At 71.0% G+C, this 16,027-nt stretch carries 15 protein-coding genes; 8 read left to right on the top strand and 7 right to left on the bottom strand.

The features are described 5' to 3' along the window. Positions 1 to 60 precede the first annotated feature (60 nt). The 7 genes from dacB (at position 61) to BGK67_RS16555 (ending at position 8,639) form a co-directional block, all read left to right on the top strand. Entirely contained in the window at positions 61 to 1,527 is a 1,467-nt protein-coding gene (gene dacB, locus BGK67_RS16585) for a D-alanyl-D-alanine carboxypeptidase/D-alanyl-D-alanine endopeptidase (RefSeq protein WP_079154224.1), read from the top strand. Between the two features lie 38 nt (positions 1,528 to 1,565). After that, the gene (locus BGK67_RS16580) at positions 1,566 to 2,705 is read left to right on the top strand and encodes a zinc-dependent metalloprotease (protein ID WP_069920818.1); all 1,140 of its coding nucleotides are present in this window, start codon (positions 1,566 to 1,568) and stop codon (positions 2,703 to 2,705) included. A gap of 241 nt (positions 2,706 to 2,946) precedes the next feature. After that, positions 2,947 to 4,023: a tRNA lysidine(34) synthetase TilS gene (tilS, locus tag BGK67_RS16575; RefSeq protein ID WP_069920817.1), complete on the top strand. Its 1,077-nt coding sequence runs from the start codon at positions 2,947 to 2,949 to the stop codon at positions 4,021 to 4,023. Positions 4,024 to 4,088: 65 nt separating this feature from the next. Next, entirely contained in the window at positions 4,089 to 4,649 is a 561-nt protein-coding gene (gene hpt / locus BGK67_RS16570) for a hypoxanthine phosphoribosyltransferase (RefSeq protein WP_030158549.1), read from the top strand. 210 nt (positions 4,650 to 4,859) lie between these two features. Then, the gene (gene ftsH / locus BGK67_RS16565; RefSeq protein ID WP_069920816.1) at positions 4,860 to 6,896 is read left to right on the top strand and encodes an ATP-dependent zinc metalloprotease FtsH; all 2,037 of its coding nucleotides are present in this window, start codon (positions 4,860 to 4,862) and stop codon (positions 6,894 to 6,896) included. Between the two features lie 75 nt (positions 6,897 to 6,971). Beyond that, positions 6,972 to 7,580 carry a GTP cyclohydrolase I FolE gene (folE, locus tag BGK67_RS16560; RefSeq protein ID WP_069920815.1) on the top strand — a complete coding sequence of 203 codons (609 nt, stop codon included), beginning with the start codon at positions 6,972 to 6,974 and terminating at the stop codon, positions 7,578 to 7,580. Positions 7,581 to 7,802: 222 nt separating this feature from the next. Next, entirely contained in the window at positions 7,803 to 8,639 is an 837-nt protein-coding gene (locus BGK67_RS16555; RefSeq protein ID WP_244291234.1) for a hypothetical protein, read from the top strand. Here the strand turns inward: BGK67_RS16555 and BGK67_RS16550 are convergent. The 6 genes from BGK67_RS16550 to BGK67_RS16525 all read right to left on the bottom strand — a co-directional run bounded on the left by BGK67_RS16550 (position 8,636) and on the right by BGK67_RS16525 (position 13,723). Beyond that, complete coding sequence (locus tag BGK67_RS16550; RefSeq protein ID WP_069920814.1) at positions 8,636 to 9,121, bottom strand: DUF3180 domain-containing protein; 486 nt, start codon at positions 9,119 to 9,121, stop codon at positions 8,636 to 8,638. The genes BGK67_RS16555 and BGK67_RS16550 overlap by 4 nt on opposite strands. A gap of 52 nt (positions 9,122 to 9,173) precedes the next feature. Beyond that, entirely contained in the window at positions 9,174 to 9,782 is a 609-nt protein-coding gene (folK, locus tag BGK67_RS16545; protein ID WP_069920813.1) for a 2-amino-4-hydroxy-6-hydroxymethyldihydropteridine diphosphokinase, read from the bottom strand. Next, positions 9,779 to 10,138 carry a dihydroneopterin aldolase gene (folB, locus tag BGK67_RS16540; protein ID WP_069920812.1) on the bottom strand — a complete coding sequence of 120 codons (360 nt, stop codon included), beginning with the start codon at positions 10,136 to 10,138 and terminating at the stop codon, positions 9,779 to 9,781. Before folB ends, folK begins: the two co-directional genes overlap by 4 nt. Before the next feature lie 131 nt (positions 10,139 to 10,269). Then, on the bottom strand, positions 10,270 to 10,713 hold the full coding sequence (locus BGK67_RS16535) for a nuclear transport factor 2 family protein (protein ID WP_079154223.1): 444 nt from the start codon (positions 10,711 to 10,713) through the stop codon (positions 10,270 to 10,272). Positions 10,714 to 10,735: 22 nt separating this feature from the next. Then, positions 10,736 to 11,608 (bottom strand): dihydropteroate synthase, encoded by an 873-nt coding sequence (gene folP, locus BGK67_RS16530; RefSeq protein ID WP_208948708.1) that lies wholly within the window; start codon positions 11,606 to 11,608, stop codon positions 10,736 to 10,738. A 264-nt stretch (positions 11,609 to 11,872) separates the two neighbouring features. Then, a complete protein-coding gene (locus BGK67_RS16525) occupies positions 11,873 to 13,723 on the bottom strand; it encodes a phosphatidylglycerol lysyltransferase domain-containing protein (protein WP_069920811.1) in 1,851 nt (616 codons plus the stop codon). A 152-nt stretch (positions 13,724 to 13,875) separates the two neighbouring features. Between BGK67_RS16525 and BGK67_RS16520 the strand changes: the two genes are divergently transcribed. Then, complete coding sequence (locus tag BGK67_RS16520; protein ID WP_069920810.1) at positions 13,876 to 14,985, top strand: alpha/beta hydrolase; 1,110 nt, start codon at positions 13,876 to 13,878, stop codon at positions 14,983 to 14,985. Between the two features lie 66 nt (positions 14,986 to 15,051). Here BGK67_RS16520 and BGK67_RS16515 read toward each other — a convergent pair whose 3' ends face one another. After that, positions 15,052 to 16,020, bottom strand: coding sequence for an ABC transporter ATP-binding protein (locus BGK67_RS16515; RefSeq protein ID WP_069920809.1), 969 nt, complete (start codon positions 16,018 to 16,020; stop codon positions 15,052 to 15,054). Positions 16,021 to 16,027: the final 7 nt, after the last annotated feature.

Genomic DNA, 16,027 nt, shown 5'->3' with positions numbered 1-16,027 from the left:
CCAGCCGGGTGGGGTGCCATGCTCGCGGCAAGACGCAGTGGTTAAGTGTCCCTCACGCATATGTGTGATCGCGAAAGGGGCTGGTCCGAGGTGCCATTGATCAAGACGTGGCAGCTCATCGCGGGCTCGGCCGTCGCCGGCCTCGCCCTGTCGGCGGCAGCGGTGACCGCCTCCGGTCCGTGGGACTCCGGCCAGCGTAAGGCCGAGAGGGACAGGGCCGCCTCCCAGAGCCTCACGGGTGGCGCAGATCACGGTGGCGGGCCCGGATCCGGCACCTTCCCGCAGGCCGCCCCCAGCGCCCCCGGGGTGCTCGGCGCGATCGGCCCGGGCGCCCCGCGCCAGGCCGCGGCCGCCACCCCCGAGGGCCTCGCCGCGGCGCTGCGCCCGCTGCTCGCCGACCCGGCGCTCGGCACCGTCCGCGCCGCCTCCGTCGTCGACACCGCCACCGGGCGGGTGCTGTACGAGTCCGGGGCGCGGGAGGCGATGACCCCCGCCTCCACCATCAAGATCGCCACCGCGGCGGCGGCCCTGGCCGCCCTGGGGCCCGAGCACCGGATCCGGACCGCCGTCGTGCCGGGCGCCGCCCCCGGGCAGGTGATCCTCGTCGGCGGCGGCGACCCCTCCCTCACCGCCAAGAAGAAGAGCCCCGCCGGATCCGGCGGCAGCCTCGTCGCCCTCGCCGCCGACACCGCCCAGGCCCTCAAGGCGGCCGGCACCGCCGGCGTGAGCCTGGGCTACGACGACAGCCTCTACACCGGCCCCGTCCGCCACCCCATCGGCGACAACCCCAACATCGCGCCCGTCACCGCCCTGACGGCCGACGAGGGCCGCCCCGACGACTCCACCTCCGGGCCCGTCCAGCGCACCGGCGACCCCTCCGGGGACGCGGCCCGCGCCTTCGCCGCCCTGCTCACCGAGCGCGGGATCCAGGTCAACGGCGCACCCGCCCGGGCCGAGGCCCCCGACGGCGCCCAGCCGCTGGCGGCCACCCAGTCCACCCCGCTGGCCGGACTCGTCGAGCGGATGCTGACCAACAGCGACAACGACATCGCCGAGGCGCTCGCCCGGCAGACCGCCCTCGCCTCCGGCCTGCCCGCCAGCTTCGAGGGCGGCGAGAAGGGCGTCACCGCCAGGCTCGCCGCGCTCGGCGTCGACGTCTCCGGCTCCCGCTTCGCCGACGGCAGCGGGCTGAACCGCGCCGACAAGGTCAGCACCGGCCTGCTGACGGACCTGCTCGCCAAGGCCGCCGACCCGCAGCGGCCCGAGCTGCGGCCCGTCCTCACGGGCCTGCCCGTCGCCGGATTCACCGGAACCCTGCGCACCCGCAACTCAGGCGGCGCACCGGCCGCCGGCCTGATCCGCGCCAAGACGGGCACCCTGACCGGCGTGAACTCCCTCGCCGGCACGGTCGTCGACCGCTCCGGCCGGCTGCTCGCCTTCGCCTTCCTGACCGCGGGCAGCACGGACGGCCCGACCGCCGAGAAGGGCCTCGACAAGCTGGCCGCGGCGGTCGCGGCCGCGCCGTAGGGGGTCCGTCCGCGCCCGGGTCCACGTACGGTTGACGCATGACGAGCATCGGTGGTGCGGAGATGGTCGACTGGAACCTCGCGGTGGCGACCGCGACCCGGCTCGTGCGGCCCGGCCCGGAGGTCAGCCGGGACGAGGCCCGGGCCGTCGTCGCGGAACTGCGGGGACACGCCAGGACCTCGGAACGGCACGTACGCGAGTTCACCCGGATGATCCCTGACGGGACACCCGTCAACGACACCCCCGTCCTGGTCGTCGACCGGGCCGGCTGGGTCAAGGCCAACGTGGCGGGCTTCCGCGAGCTGCTCCAGCCGCTCCTCGGCAAGATGCGGGACCGTCGCGCGGGCACCCCCGGAGCGGCCGTCCTCGGCGCGGTCGGCGGCAAGGTCACCGGCGTCGAGCTGGGCATGCTGCTGAGCTTCCTGGCCTCCCGGGTCCTCGGCCAGTACGAGACCTTCGCGCCGGTCACCCGCGACCTGCCCGGCTCCGGCACGGGCGGCGGCCGGCTGCTGCTGGTCGCGCCGAACATCGTCCACGTCGAGCGCGAGCTGGAGGTGCACCCGCACGACTTCCGGCTGTGGGTCTGCCTGCACGAGGAGACGCACCGTACCCAGTTCACGGCCGTCCCGTGGCTCCGCGACCACCTCGAGGGCGAAATCCAGACGTTCCTCGGCGCCACCGAGGTCGACCCGATGACCGTCCTGGAGCGCCTGCGCGAGGCCGCCCAGTCCTTCTCGGGCGCCCGCCCCGACGCGGAGCGGGGCGAAGAGGGCCGCTCCCTCGTCGAGATCGTGCAGACCCCCGAGCAGCGCGAGGTGCTGGGGCGGCTCACCGCCGTCATGTCCCTGCTGGAGGGCCACGCCGACTTCGTCATGGACGGGGTCGGCCCCCAGGTGGTGCCCTCGGTCGCCGAGATCCGCGAGAAGTTCCAGCAGCGCAGGGCCAGCGGCGCCGGCCGCCTCGACGCCGCGCTGCGCAAGCTCCTCGGCCTCGACGCCAAGCTGCGCCAGTACCGCGACGGCGAGCGGTTCGTGCGCGCCGTCGTCGACCAGGTCGGGATGGACGGCTTCAACCGGGTCTGGACCTCCCCGAACACATTGCCGACGAAGTCCGAGATCGCCAGGCCGGCGGAGTGGGTCACCCGCGTCCACCGCAAGGGGAGCGAAGAGAGCGAATAGGCGTGACGCAGGGGGCGTAAACATGTCTCCTCGGGGGAAGCAGCATCACCCGTCCGAGGGACCGTGGGCCGTGGAAGGGCGTGCGATGCTCGGGGAACGGCTCGGCTCTGTCACCATCGACGCACTCTGAGTGACATCCCGCTCCGAGGGGGCCGCCCCCCGGCGCCCCCGACGCACCACCCCCGACGCTCCACACCCCGAAGCCTCCGAGGCATCCGAACTCCATCGAAGGGCACCGGACATGGGTCCCCATCCTGCGGTCGCGGCGATACGCCTGGCGGTCCGCCGCGCACTCCACGACGTCCTCACCGATCTCACCGATCTCACCGACCTCCCCCGGATCCCGTCCGGCGGGCGCACCGGCACGCGCACCCGCACCCGCACCGCGACCGGGACCCAGCCGCTCGTCCTCGTCGCCTGCTCCGGCGGGGCCGACTCCATGGCGCTCGCCTCCGCCCTGGCTTTCGAGGCGCCCAAGCTCGGCATCCGGGCCGGCGGCATCACCGTCGACCACGGACTCCAGCCCGGCTCCGACCTGCGCGCCGCCGAGGTCGTCATCCGCATGACCGCCCTCGGCCTCGACCCGGTGGAGTCCATCGCCGTGCGCGTCGGCCGCGACGGCGGTCCCGAGGCCGCGGCCCGCGACGCCCGCTACGGCGCCCTCGACGAGGCCGCCGACCGGCTGGGCGCCTCCGCCGTGCTGCTCGGCCACACCCGGGACGATCAAGCCGAAACCGTCCTGCTGGGCCTCGCACGCGGCTCCGGCATCCGCTCGCTCTCCGGCATGGCCGAAGTCAGCGGAGGGCCCGGCCGCAGCCACCGCTACCGCCGCCCCTTCCTCCAGGTCGACCGGCAGACCGCCCGCAAGGCCTGCATGGTCCAGTCCCTCCCCGTCTGGGACGACCCGCACAACATCGACCCCGCCTACACCCGCTCCCGCCTGCGCCACGAGGGACTGCCCGCCCTGGAGAAGGCGCTGGGCAAGGGGGTCGTCGAGGCGCTGGCCCGCACCGCCCAGCTCTCCCGCGACGACGCCGACGCGCTGGACGCCTGGGCCGCCGAGGCGGAGACCGGCGTACGGGACGAGGACGGCCGTCTGGAGTGCGCCAAGCTGTACGCCCTGCCCCCGGCCGTCCGCCGCCGGGTGCTGCGCAGGGCCGTGGTCGCCGCCGGTTCCCCCGCGGGGTCCCTCTTCGCCCGCCACATCGAGGAAGTCGACCGCCTCATCACCGGATGGCGGGGTCAGGGCGCCATCAACCTGCCCGGCCGGGTCGAGGCCCAGCGGCAGGGTGGCAGACTTGTCATCCGGCAGGGCTGATTGGTGCTGAAACACGGCTGAGTCCTCCGGGGTCGCCCCCGGAGCCCCGGCCGACAACGAAAGTGATGCGGGTGGACGAGAAGGACATGGGCAGCGACCTCCAGTCGGTGCTCATCACCAAGGAAGAGATCGACGCGAAGCTGGCCGAGCTGGCCGCGAAGATCGACGCGGAGTACGCGGGCAAGGACCTGCTCATCGTCGGCGTCCTCAAGGGCGCGGTCATGGTGATGGCGGACCTGGCGCGTGCCTTGTCCACCCCGCTCACCATGGACTGGATGGCGGTGTCCTCGTACGGCGCCGGGACCCAGTCCTCCGGCGTGGTGCGGATCCTCAAGGACCTGGACACCGACATCAAGGACAAGCACGTCCTGATCGTCGAGGACATCATCGACTCCGGCCTCACGCTGTCCTGGCTGCTGTCGAACCTGGGCTCGCGCCAGCCGGCCTCCCTCGAGGTCGTCACGCTGCTGCGCAAGCCCGACGCCGCGAAGGTCGCGATCGACGTGAAGTGGGTCGGCTTCGACATCCCGAACGAGTTCGTCGTCGGCTACGGCCTCGACTACGCGGAGAAGTACCGCAACCTGCCGTTCGTCGGCACGCTCGCCCCGCACGTCTACGGCGGCTGACCCCGCTCCCGCCGCCGCCCCCGGGGCAACCCCGGAAGCTCCGGGGAACCTGGGGGCGATTCCCGCCGTTGGAGCAGGGGAAGGCGGGTCTGTCAGCCGTCCCACGAGGCCGCGGGTGACAATACAGGGGTACATTCCGAAGAACAGTCTTTACTCACAGCAGCATTTACCTACGGGCAGGAGGGACGGGGTGCTCTGCGCCCCGTATGGATGGACGTGAAGCGATACTTCCGTGGGCCGGTCATGTGGATCGTGCTGGCCGTCCTCGCCGTGGTCGTGTTGATGAATGTCGTCGGCTCCGGCGGCGGCTACAAGTCGGTGGACACCAGCGAGGTCATCAAGGCGATCAACAGTGGCCAGGTGGAGACAGCCAAGCTGACCACCGGCGACAGCCAGATGATCAAGATCGAGCTGAGCGACGGCCAGAAGCTCGGCAAGCACGACGGCACCAAGTTCCAGGCCAACTACATCGGGGATCAGGGCGTACAGCTCGCCCAGAACCTCCAGACCAAGTACGAAGCCGGTCAGATTCCGGACGGCTACTCCGTCACGCCGGACAAGACCAGCCCGTTCCTGAGCGTGCTGCTCTCGCTCCTGCCCTTCGTCCTCATCGTCGTTGTCTTCCTGTTCCTGATGAACCAGATGCAGGGCGGCGGCTCCCGGGTCATGAACTTCGGGAAGTCCAAGGCCAAGCTCATCACCAAGGACACCCCGAAGACCACGTTCGCCGATGTCGCGGGCTCGGACGAGGCCGTCGAGGAGCTCCACGAGATCAAGGAGTTCCTCCAGGAGCCGGCGAAGTTCCAGGCCGTCGGCGCCAAGATCCCCAAGGGCGTGCTGCTGTACGGCCCGCCCGGCACCGGTAAGACCCTGCTCGCGCGCGCCGTCGCGGGCGAGGCCGGTGTCCCCTTCTACTCGATCTCCGGTTCCGACTTCGTCGAGATGTTCGTCGGTGTCGGTGCCTCGCGTGTCCGCGACCTGTTCGAGCAGGCCAAGGCCAACGCCCCGGCGATCGTCTTCGTCGACGAGATCGACGCCGTCGGCCGGCACCGCGGTGCGGGTCTCGGCGGCGGTCACGACGAGCGCGAGCAGACCCTCAACCAGCTGCTGGTCGAGATGGACGGCTTCGACGTGAAGGGCGGGGTCATCCTGATCGCCGCCACGAACCGTCCCGACATCCTCGACCCGGCGCTCCTGCGCCCCGGCCGCTTCGACCGGCAGATCGCGGTCGACCGTCCGGACATGCAGGGCCGTCTGGAGATCCTCAAGGTTCACCAGAAGGGCAAGCCGGTCGCCCCGGACGTCGACCTGGGCGCGGTCGCCCGGCGCACGCCCGGCTTCACCGGTGCCGATCTCTCCAACGTCCTGAACGAGGCCGCGCTGCTCACGGCCCGCTCGGACAAGAAGCTGATCGACAACCACTCGCTGGACGAGGCGATCGACCGCGTCGTGGCGGGCCCGCAGAAGCGGACCCGGATCATGTCGGACCGGGAAAAGAAGATCACCGCGTACCACGAGGGCGGACACGCCCTGGTCGCGGCGGCCTCCCCGAACTCCGACCCGGTCCACAAGATCACGATCCTGTCCCGCGGCCGGGCACTGGGCTACACCATGGTCCTGCCCGACGAGGACAAGTACTCGACCACGCGCAACGAGATGCTCGACCAGCTGGCGTACATGCTGGGCGGGCGCGCGGCCGAGGAGCTGGTCTTCCACGACCCGACCACGGGCGCGGCGAACGACATCGAGAAGGCCACGGCGACGGCCCGCGCGATGGTCACCCAGTACGGCATGACCGAGCGCCTCGGCGCGATCAAGTTCGGCGGCGACAACACCGAGCCGTTCCTGGGCCGCGAGATGTCGCACCCCCGGGACTACTCGGAAGAGGTCGCGGCGCTGGTCGACGAAGAGGTCAAGAAGCTCATCGAGACCGCGCACAACGAGGCCTGGGAGATCCTCGTCGAGAACCGCGACGTCCTCGACAACCTGGTCCTCGCGCTGCTGGAGAAGGAGACGCTGAACAAGGAGCAGATCGCCGAGATCTTCTCGACGATCGTGAAGCGTCCGGCCCGCCCCGCGTGGACCGGCTCCTCCCGCCGCACCCCCTCCACCCGTCCGCCGGTGCTCTCGCCCAAGGAGCTCCAGCTGACGAATTCGGCGAACGGCACGACGGCGGCCACCGCCGTCACGCCGGTCTCCACGGAGAAGGGCATCGAGGTCGCCCCTGAGGACCGCCCCGAAGCCTGATCCACCCCGAATGGAAGCCGCGCCCCCCAGGTTCTAGCCTGGGGGGCGCGGCACTTTTACAGGAACGAGGAAGCAATGACGGACCCAGTGACCCTGACCGGCGAAGAGGGCACGATCGGCGTGTTCGACGAGAAGCGCGCCGAGGCGGCGGTCCGTGAGCTCCTGATCGCGGTCGGCGAGGACCCGGAGCGCGAGGGCCTGCTGGAGACCCCGGCGCGCGTGGCGCGGGCGTACAGGGAGATTCTGGCCGGTCTGTGGCAGCAGCCGGAGGACGTCCTGACCACGACGTTCGACATCGGCCACGACGAGATGGTCCTCGTCAAGGGCATCGAAATCGTATCGCTGTGCGAACATCACCTGCTGCCGTTCCATGGGATCGCCCATGTCGGCTACATCCCCGCGGAGACCGGCAAGATCACCGGTTTGTCCAAGCTGGCGCGACTCGTGGACGTCTTCGCTCGCCGTCCGCAGGTGCAGGAACGACTCACCACGCAAATAGCGGACTCCCTCATGAGGATCCTGGAGGCACGCGGGGCGATCGTCGTGATCGAGGCCGAGCACATGTGCATGTCGGTACGAGGCATTCGCAAGCCGGGCGCCAAGACCACCACATCCGCAGTGCGCGGCCAGCTCCGCGACCCCGCAACACGCAGCGAGGCCATGAGCCTCATCATGGCTCGCTAGGAGCCTGTCAGTGCGTCCCGCTACGGTCCCCTTCCGTGACTTCACCGAGGGGGACCGATGCTTTGGGGTCTACCGAGCAAGCAGACGGTAAACGCCGTGGGCGGGCGGCTGCGGGCATGTGATGTCAGGCCGGGAGACCGCTTGTGGACACTGCGGGGCGGCCGGACAGAACAGACCGAGGTCACACATGTCCGAGCCGTCAAGACACGCGCTCTCGTCGACGTGACGACGGACCACTCGACCATCGCCGTGTCTCCGGATCAGCTGCTGTGGACACCCGACGGATGGACGCACGCCGGTGATGCGGTCGGCACCGTGGTGGCCTGGTCCCATGCGCGCAAACTCTGCCGGGAACGGCTGTCGATTCAGCCGGGGTACCAGCTGGGTTACCTGGTCGGGGCGACGTGCTCAGACGGCACGGTGGGCAAGAACTATGTGTCCCTGGTGGTCAACGACGAGGCGTTCGCCGCGAAATATGCGCTGGCGGTGACGGTTGCAACCGGCCTCCCCGCACGGCTGGAGGCAGTGACGAGGCCGTCGGGCTATCTGGGACGGGACCTACCCGGCTTCCGGGTCCGGGTCGTCTCCTCCTATCTCGCCGACCTCATGCGTCAGTATGTGGGCGGCGACGCCCATCACATGCGGCAGCAGTTTCCCCGGGTCGTCCTCAGAGATGCGGAGACCTTCGGCGGGTTCCTGGATGGCTACGAGGATGGGGACGGGTGCAGGGTCAAAAGATGGTCGGCAAGGGTGCTCATCAGCTCGAATGTCCCCTTTCTGATGGAGCTCGCCGAGATCATCGGTGCGCGGTTCACGCCCCGAACGAACGGTCTGGCATCGCGGCTGGTGGTTGCCGACAGCTGGCCGTCGCGCGGGACGTTCCAGGCGGAGGAGCACCCCCTGCAACTGGATGAGTCGGCATGGGTCGAGGTCCGGGCCGCCACGGCACGGGCAACTGGAACCAAGCCATCCACGTTGTACGGATTCGGGCTCGCCCCGCATCCCGGCTTCCTGGTGAACGGACATCTGGCCCGTGTGCCGTGGGACCTGCTGGGCTAGGCCCGGGCCGGGGCCTCCGGGGTGTCGTCGTCCTCCGGCAGCTTCAGTACGTGCTCCAGGAACAGGGCCGCGGCGATGACCGCCGCGCCCGCCAGGACCGAGAAGCCGGCGTACCAGGCCTGGTCGCGGCGGGCGGGCACATCGAGGGCCTCGGTCAGCAGGAAGACACCGACGCCGCCGTAGGCGCCCGCGGCCAGGGCCGCGACCAGCGCGCTGGCCTGGCCGAAGACCACGGCGCGGGCCGCCATCAGCGGCTCCACGCCCTTGGCCTCCGGCCGCCGCTCGCGCTGGGCCTTGAGACGGGAGCGCATCGACAGCGCCGTCGCGAGGAGGACCGCCGCGATGACGCCCAGGACGATGGGCGCGGCCAGCGGAACGCCCGGCAGCGTGCCGTACGCGTTCCACAGACGGGCACCCGCCCAGGACAGGACCCCGGAGACGGCGAAGATGCCCGCCAGGACCGCCGGCCTCAGTTGCTTCACTTGCCAGATCCCCGCTTTCTGCGCCGTCCGTCAGCAGTCCACAGGGTAACGACTACTCCGGCAGGCGGAGTTCCAGGTCGGGGCGCGGCGTGACGCCGGTCAGGCCGATTCCGGCCAGGAGCGCGCCGACGCCTCCGTGGCCCGGGATCTGAGCCTCGGGGTCGATGTCGTTCCACGGGGCCAGCACGAAGGCGCGCTGGTGGGCGCGCGGGTGCGGCAGGGTGAGGACCGGGTCCTCGGACACCACGTCGGCGTACGAGACGATGTCGACGTCGATCGTGCGCGGGCCCCAGCGCTCCTCGCGGACGCGGTCGAAGGCCTCTTCGATGGCGTGGCCGCGCTCCAGGAGCGAGGACGGGGGCAGCGTCGTGCGCACCTTGACGACCGCGTTGAAGTACGCGGGCTGCGAGCCCGGGTCCACGCCCCACGGCTCGGTCTCGTAGACCGGGGAGACGGCCTTGACCCGCAGGCCCGGGGTGTCGCCCAGGGCGTCGATGGCGCCCTGGAGGGTCTCCAGGCGGTTGCCGAGGTTCGCGCCGAGGGCGATCACGGCCCATTTCGGGTTGGAGAGCGTGGTGTCCGCGGCGTCGACGGTCTCGACGACCGAGGCCGGTACCGGCTGGACGGTGGGGTCGCTCTGTGCGTTCAGTCCGTTGTTCATGCGCGGCTCCGGGTGATCGTGACGGTCACGTCGTCGAAGGGGACGGTGATGGGCGCGTCGGGCTTGTGGACGACGACCTCCACCTGTGCCACCGCTTCGTGCTTGAGGCACTGCTGGGCGATCCGCTCGGCCAGGGTCTCGATCAGGTCGACGGGCTCGCCCTGGACCACGTCGACGACCTCCTCGGCGACGACCCCGTAGTGCACGGTCTTCGCCAGGTCGTCTCCGGCCGCCGCGGGGCGGGTGTCGAGGTGGAGCACCAGGTCGACGATGAAGGTCTGGCCCTCTTCGCGCTCCCGGGGGAAGACGCCGTGGTGCCCGCGAGCCTTGAGGCCGCGCAGCGCGACACGATCCACGCGAATCACTCCTGTTTTCGTAGGTTCTTCCGGTCCCGGGACTCCCCGGGGCCATGGGCCTACGCCGAGTGCGGTCGGCGTCGTCCGTCCTCGAATTTACCTGCGAAACACCCCCGGCCCCGCCGGTGGGGTCAGGACGCGTCGTCCTCGTCGTCCTCGTCGGACTCCGTGAGCACCGGTGAACCATGGTGGGACCAGAGGCGCCAGCCCTCGGATGTGCGTCGGAACACATTCGTGGCGACGACCAGCTGGCCCACGAGCGGGCCGAGCTCCCCGCCGTCCTCGGCGGGCCCGCCGCTGAGGATGTTCTCGGTGCACGTCACCAGGGCGGTGTCGCCGATCACGGCCACCTTGGTGTCGGTGAGGAAGAACTGGATGTAGTCGGTGTGGGACATGATCAGGGCGTAGGAGCGCAGTACCTCGCCGCGGCCCGAGAGCACCGGCCAGCCCGGGTGCACGCAGGAGATCTCGTCCTCGAGCCAGAGCGCCGACAGCGAGTCGAAGTCCCCCCGTTCCATGGCCTCGTAGAAGGCCGTGTTGACCTCTTCGACCGCTTCGATGTCGGTTCTGCTCACAGGGCTCCTTCTCGGTCGGTGGTCACAGCGCTCCTTCCACGGCCCGGGCCACCCGAACCGCGTCGGCGGTCGCCCGTACCTCGTGGACCCGAACGGCCCAGGCGCCCTGGTGGGCGGCGATGGCGGAGACGGCGGCGGTGGCGGCGTCGCGCTCGCGGGCCGGCGGCGGGGCGGCGTCGGACCCGCCGGCCAGGACCCGGCCGAGGAAACGCTTCCGCGAGGCGGCGACCAGCAGCGGGAAGCCGAGGGCGCGCAGTTCGGGCAGGCGGGCCACGAGGGCGAGGTCGTGCTCGGCGTTCTTGGCGAAGCCGAGCCCGGGGTCGACGACGAGCCGCTCGGGGGCGATTCCGCCGGCCACGACGGCGTCGATGCGGGTGCGGAGCTCGGCGGTGACCTCGGCGATTACGTCGCCGTAGACGGCGAGGCGGTTCATGCCGTCGCTGAAGCCGCGCCAGTGCATCACCACGAAGGGGACTTCGGCGGCGGCGACGGCGGGGACCATCCCGGGGTCGGCGAGTCCGCCGCTGACGTCGTTGACCAGGAGCGCGCCGGCGGCGACCGCCCGGGCGGCGACCGAGGCGCGCATGGTGTCGACGGACACGGTGACGCCCTCGGAGGCGAGGCCGCGCACCACGGGGACGACCCGGCGCAGCTCCTCCTCCTCGTCGACGCGGGAGGCGCCGGGGCGGGTGGATTCGCCGCCGACGTCGATGAGGTCGGCGCCCTGGGCGGCGAGGTCGAGGCCGCGTTTGACGGCGGCGGTGGTGTCGAACCAGCGGCCGCCGTCGGAGAAGGAGTCGGGGGTGACGTTGACGACGCCCATGACCGCGCAGCGGTCCCAGTCGGGCAGGCCTGTGACCTGGCCCCGGGGGGTCGGACCGCGGTTGCTGTTCATGGGTTCAGGGTAGAGCCCTTGGCTTGGGGAGGGGGTGGGGTGGCGGGGGCCTGGGCCGGCCGGGTGCGGGTGCCGCTGCGCGGAGCCGCTCCCCGCCCCGCCCTTTCTCCGTTTCCCGGGGCTCCGCCCCGGACCCGCTTCGGGGGCACCGCCCCCGGGCCCCCGCGCCTCAAGCGCCGGCGGGGCTGGGATTGGGGCTCCGCCCCCGGGCCCCCCGCGCCTCAAACGTCGGCGGGGCTGGATTCGGGGGCTCCGCCCCCGGGGTCAGGCTGCCTGGGCTTCGCGTTCCGGATGCTTGGGGACGGGCGTCATGTGGTGGTGGGCGCAGGTGCGGACCGGCTTCGGGCGGCGGCGGCTGGCGAACAGGCGGGGGAGGGCCAGCGTGACGAAGCCCTCGGCCTGCATGGCGGCGAAGCCGATGCGGGGCAGGTCGCGGGTGGTGCGGAAGACGACGAAGCGGGGCTCCCAGCGGGGGCGGAACTTCGCGTTGAACTTGTACAGCGACTCGATCTGGAACCAGCGGGACAGGAAGACCAGCAGGTTGCGCCACATCCGCAGCACCGGGCCGGCGCCGATCTTCTCGCCGCGGGCCAGGGCCGAGCGGAACATCGCGAAGTTCAGGGAGACCTTCTCGATGCCGAGGGCCGGGGCCGCCTCCAGAGAGGCGACGATCAGCAGCTCGTTCATGCCGGGGTCGGCCCCGCGGTCGCGGCGCATGAGCTCCAGGGACATGCCGTCCTTGCCCCACGGCACGAAGTGCTGGATGGCCTTGAGGTCGCCGAAGGGGCTGGTGTCGCCCTCCTCGACGCGGTGGGCGGTGGCGATGAAGCAGTCGCCGTCGCCCGGGTCGCCGACCCGGCCCAGCGCCATGGAGAAGCCGCGCTCGGTGTCGGTGCCGCGCCAGGCCTCGGCGGCGCCGCGCACCTGCTCGAGCTCGGTCCCGGTGAGCTCGCTGACCCGGCGGACCTTGGTGGTGTAGCCGTTGCGCTCGATGCGCTTCACCATTTGGCGGACATTGCGCATGGCTCGGCCCGAGAGGGAGAAGTCTTTGACATCGACAATCGCCTCGTCACCCAGCTCCAGCGCGTCCAGGCCGGTCTCGCGGGTCCAGACCTCGCCGCCGGTCTCGCTGCATCCCATGACGGCCGGGGTCCAGGAGTGGGCCTTGGCCTCCTCCATGAACCGCTCGATGGCGCCGGGCCAGGCCTCGACGTCGCCGATGGGGTCGCCGGAGGCGAGCATCACGCCGGAGACCACGCGGTAGGTGACGGCGGCCTTGCCGCTGGGGGAGAAGACGACGGCCTTGTCACGGCGCAGCGCGAAGTGGCCCAGCGAGTCGCGGCCGCCGTGCTTGGCGAGGAGCTCGCGCAGCTTGGCCTCGTCGTCCTCGGTGAGCCGGGCGGCCGGGTGCTCGGGGCGGAAGGCCAGGTAGATGGTGGTGAGCGCGGTCAGCATGCCGAGCGCGCCGAGGGAGTACCCGACGGTCCAGGACACCCGGCCGGCGTAGTCCACGGGACCCTCGAAGCCGAAGAGCCCGTAGACCACGTGCTTGATCTGCTCGTAGAGGCCGGGGTTGCCGACGACCTTGCCCGGGTGGACGTTCACGATGACCAGGCCGAGCCCGATGGAGCCGGCGCTCATCAGCACGAAGTTCGCGAGCGCCTTCCAGCGGCTGCGCGGGTCCGGCAGGGCCTTGAACTCGCTCTGGTGGCGCAGGAGCAGGGCGAGGAGCACCGCTGCGATGACCACGCCGATGACCGAGTGCCGGTACGTGAACTGCGCCGCGGCGCCCGCGGGCAGCAGGACCACGGCGGCCCGCCAGGCCCGCCGCTTGTGGCGCTTGAGGCCGTGGGCCAGCAGCAGGAGCAGGACGCCCGCGCTGATGGACAGGGCGGCCGCGAACGGGCCCAGCGAGCCGGGCAGCACCTCGGTGACCGCGTGGATCCGGCTGTGCCGGAACCGCGGGAAGACACCCGCCGCGATGTCCAGAAGGCCGACGATCATGACGGCCGTACCTACCAGACCGGGCACCGACTCCGGCTGTGGGCCTCGGAGGATTCGGCGGACCCGGCTCGGAACCTGTCCCGACTTATCGCCATCTATCCTGCTAGACATCGCTTCCCGTTGCTCCGCGAGAGATCATGTGGCCGAAGGCCGCGACAGCCTCCGGTGTGTGGTGCGTCCCTTAGGACGACATCGACGGACAGCGGGTTCACTCTTCCGTCGGAAATTTCCAGTCCTGCCATCAGAAAGTCGACTGACTACTCATGGGTCTCACCAGTAATACGGTTCTGGCGCTGGCCGTCCTCGCCGGTGTGCTGCTGTTCGCCGCCACGGTCTGGTTCTGGCCGAAGCTCTCGAACCGCACCTGGCGCGCGTTCGCCGGCCGGATCGGACTCCTGCTGGCGACCCAGCTGGCGCTCTTCTCGGCTGTCGGTCTCGCGGCGAACAAGTCGTTCCTCTTCTACGGTTCCTGGGCCGACCTGCTCGGCCGGGAGACGTCCATGGGCAAGGTCGTCGACCACTCGATGAGCAGCAAGGACATCAAGGTCGTCGACAAGCAGAAGCTGGACGTACCGGGTGGTGCCAAGCCCCAGGTCGGCGGACAGATCCTGAAGGTTGCCATATCCGGGCAGAAGTCGAAGATCACGAGCCCGGGCTACGTCTGGCTCCCGCCGGAGTACTTCCAGCCGCAGCACAAGGACGAGAACTTCCCGGCGTCCATCGTCCTGACCGGGTACCCGGGCACCGCCGAGAACCTGATCAAAGGGCTCGACTACCCGATGAAGGCCTTCAGCCTGTCCAAGGCGGGCAAGATGAAGCCGATGATCCTGGTCATGCTGCGGCCGACGGTCGCGCCGCCGCGTGACACCGAATGCGTGGACATACCCGGCGGCCCGCAGACGGAGACCTTCTTCGGCGTGGACCTGCCGCAGGCCATCCAGGACACCTTCCGGGTGGGCAAGGAGCCCGCGAACATGGGCTTCATCGGCAACTCCACCGGCGGCTACTGCGCCTTGAAGATCGCCGCGCACTACCCGCAGACCTTCGGCGCCGCCGCGGGCCTGTCCGCGTACTACGAGGCCCCGGACGACCCGACGACCGGCGACCTGTTCCACGGGGACGGCAAGCTGAAGCAGCGGGCGGACGTCCTGGAGAGCATCCGGGACAAGAAGCCGACCGGTACGTCCTTCCTGGTCACCAGCAGCGAGGTCGGGGAACCGAACCTCGCCGACACCAAGAAGTTCATCAAGATGGTCAAGGGCCCGGACCGGGTCTCCTCGATCATCCTCGACAGCGGCGGCCACAACTTCAACACGTGGCGCCGCGAGATCCCGCCGATGCTGATGTGGCTGAGCGGCCGCATCCAGGCCTGACGGCCGTACGTGCGCAGGCAGGCGCCGAGGGGAAGGGCCCGACTCCGGTCGGGCCCTTCCCTTTTCTCACGCCTCCTGCAACCGGGCCCGGCGCAGGGCCCGGTGGACGCCCCCCGGGGTCAGTACGCCGACCAGTTCGCCGGAGTCCGGGTCCGTGACCCCGATCCGGCCCGAGTCCTCCTGCAGCAGGGCGGCGAGCGCCTCGCGCAGGCTCGCCCCCAGCTCCACGGCCGCGGCGGGGGCCGGCGAGCCGCTGTCGGCCGCCATCAGGTCGGCCGGTCCGATCGCGGTGACCGCGAGCCGCTTGAGCCCCCGGTCGGAGCCGACGAAGGAGGCCACGTAGTCGGTGGCGGGCGCGGCCAGCACCGCCGCCGGGCCGGCGAACTGCTCGATGGTGCCCGCCCCGTACACCGCGATGCGGTCGCCGAGCCGGATCGCCTCCTCCAGGTCGTGGGTGACCAGCAGGATCGTCTTGCGCACCGTCTTCTGCAGGGCCAGGAACTCGTTCTGCAGCCGCTCGCGCACCACCGGGTCCACCGCGCCGAACGGCTCGTCCATCAGCAGCACCGGCGGATCGGCGGCGAGCGCGCGGGCCACGCCGACGCGCTGGCGCTGCCCGCCCGACAGCTGCTCCGGGTACCGGCCCCCGTACACGGCCGGGTCCAGGCCCACCAGTTCGAGCAGCTCCGCCGCCCGTGCGCGGGCCTTGGCCTTGGGGGTGCCGATGAGCTGGGGCACGGTCGCGGTGTTCTCCAGCACCGTCTTGTGCGGGAAGAGGCCGACCTGCTGGATGACGTAGCCGATCCGGCGGCGCAGCTCGACCGGGTCGGCGGCGGAGATGTCCTCGCCGCCGAGCAGGATCCGGCCGGAGGTCGGCTCGATGAGGCGGTTGACCATCTTCATCGTGGTGGTCTTGCCGCAGCCGGACGGCCCCACGAGCGTGACCAGCTCTCCCTCCGCCACTTCGAAGGACAGGTCCTCGACGGCCGTCGTCCCGTCGGGGTAGCGCTTGGTCACATGCTCGAATCGGATCACGTCCCCA

This window comes from Streptomyces subrutilus (assembly GCF_001746425.1).
Lineage (GTDB): Bacteria > Actinomycetota > Actinomycetes > Streptomycetales > Streptomycetaceae > Streptomyces > Streptomyces subrutilus_A.
Note: the sequence above shows the minus strand (reverse complement) of the source record. Positions and strands in the feature narration are given on the sequence as shown.

Coding starts and splice junctions, on each gene's coding strand:
- dacB (WP_079154224.1), top strand. CDS start 61: ATGTGTGATCGCGAAAGGGGCTGGTCCGAGGTGCCATTGATCAAGACG.
- BGK67_RS16580 (WP_069920818.1), top strand. CDS start 1,566: ATGACGAGCATCGGTGGTGCGGAGATGGTCGACTGGAACCTCGCGGTG.
- tilS (WP_069920817.1), top strand. CDS start 2,947: ATGGGTCCCCATCCTGCGGTCGCGGCGATACGCCTGGCGGTCCGCCGC.
- hpt (WP_030158549.1), top strand. CDS start 4,089: ATGCGGGTGGACGAGAAGGACATGGGCAGCGACCTCCAGTCGGTGCTC.
- ftsH (WP_069920816.1), top strand. CDS start 4,860: ATGGACGTGAAGCGATACTTCCGTGGGCCGGTCATGTGGATCGTGCTG.
- folE (WP_069920815.1), top strand. CDS start 6,972: ATGACGGACCCAGTGACCCTGACCGGCGAAGAGGGCACGATCGGCGTG.
- folK (WP_069920813.1), bottom strand. CDS start 9,782: ATGAACAACGGACTGAACGCACAGAGCGACCCCACCGTCCAGCCGGTA.
- folP (WP_208948708.1), bottom strand. CDS start 11,608: ATGAACAGCAACCGCGGTCCGACCCCCCGGGGCCAGGTCACAGGCCTG.
- BGK67_RS16525 (WP_069920811.1), bottom strand. CDS start 13,723: ATGTCTAGCAGGATAGATGGCGATAAGTCGGGACAGGTTCCGAGCCGG.
- BGK67_RS16520 (WP_069920810.1), top strand. CDS start 13,876: ATGGGTCTCACCAGTAATACGGTTCTGGCGCTGGCCGTCCTCGCCGGT.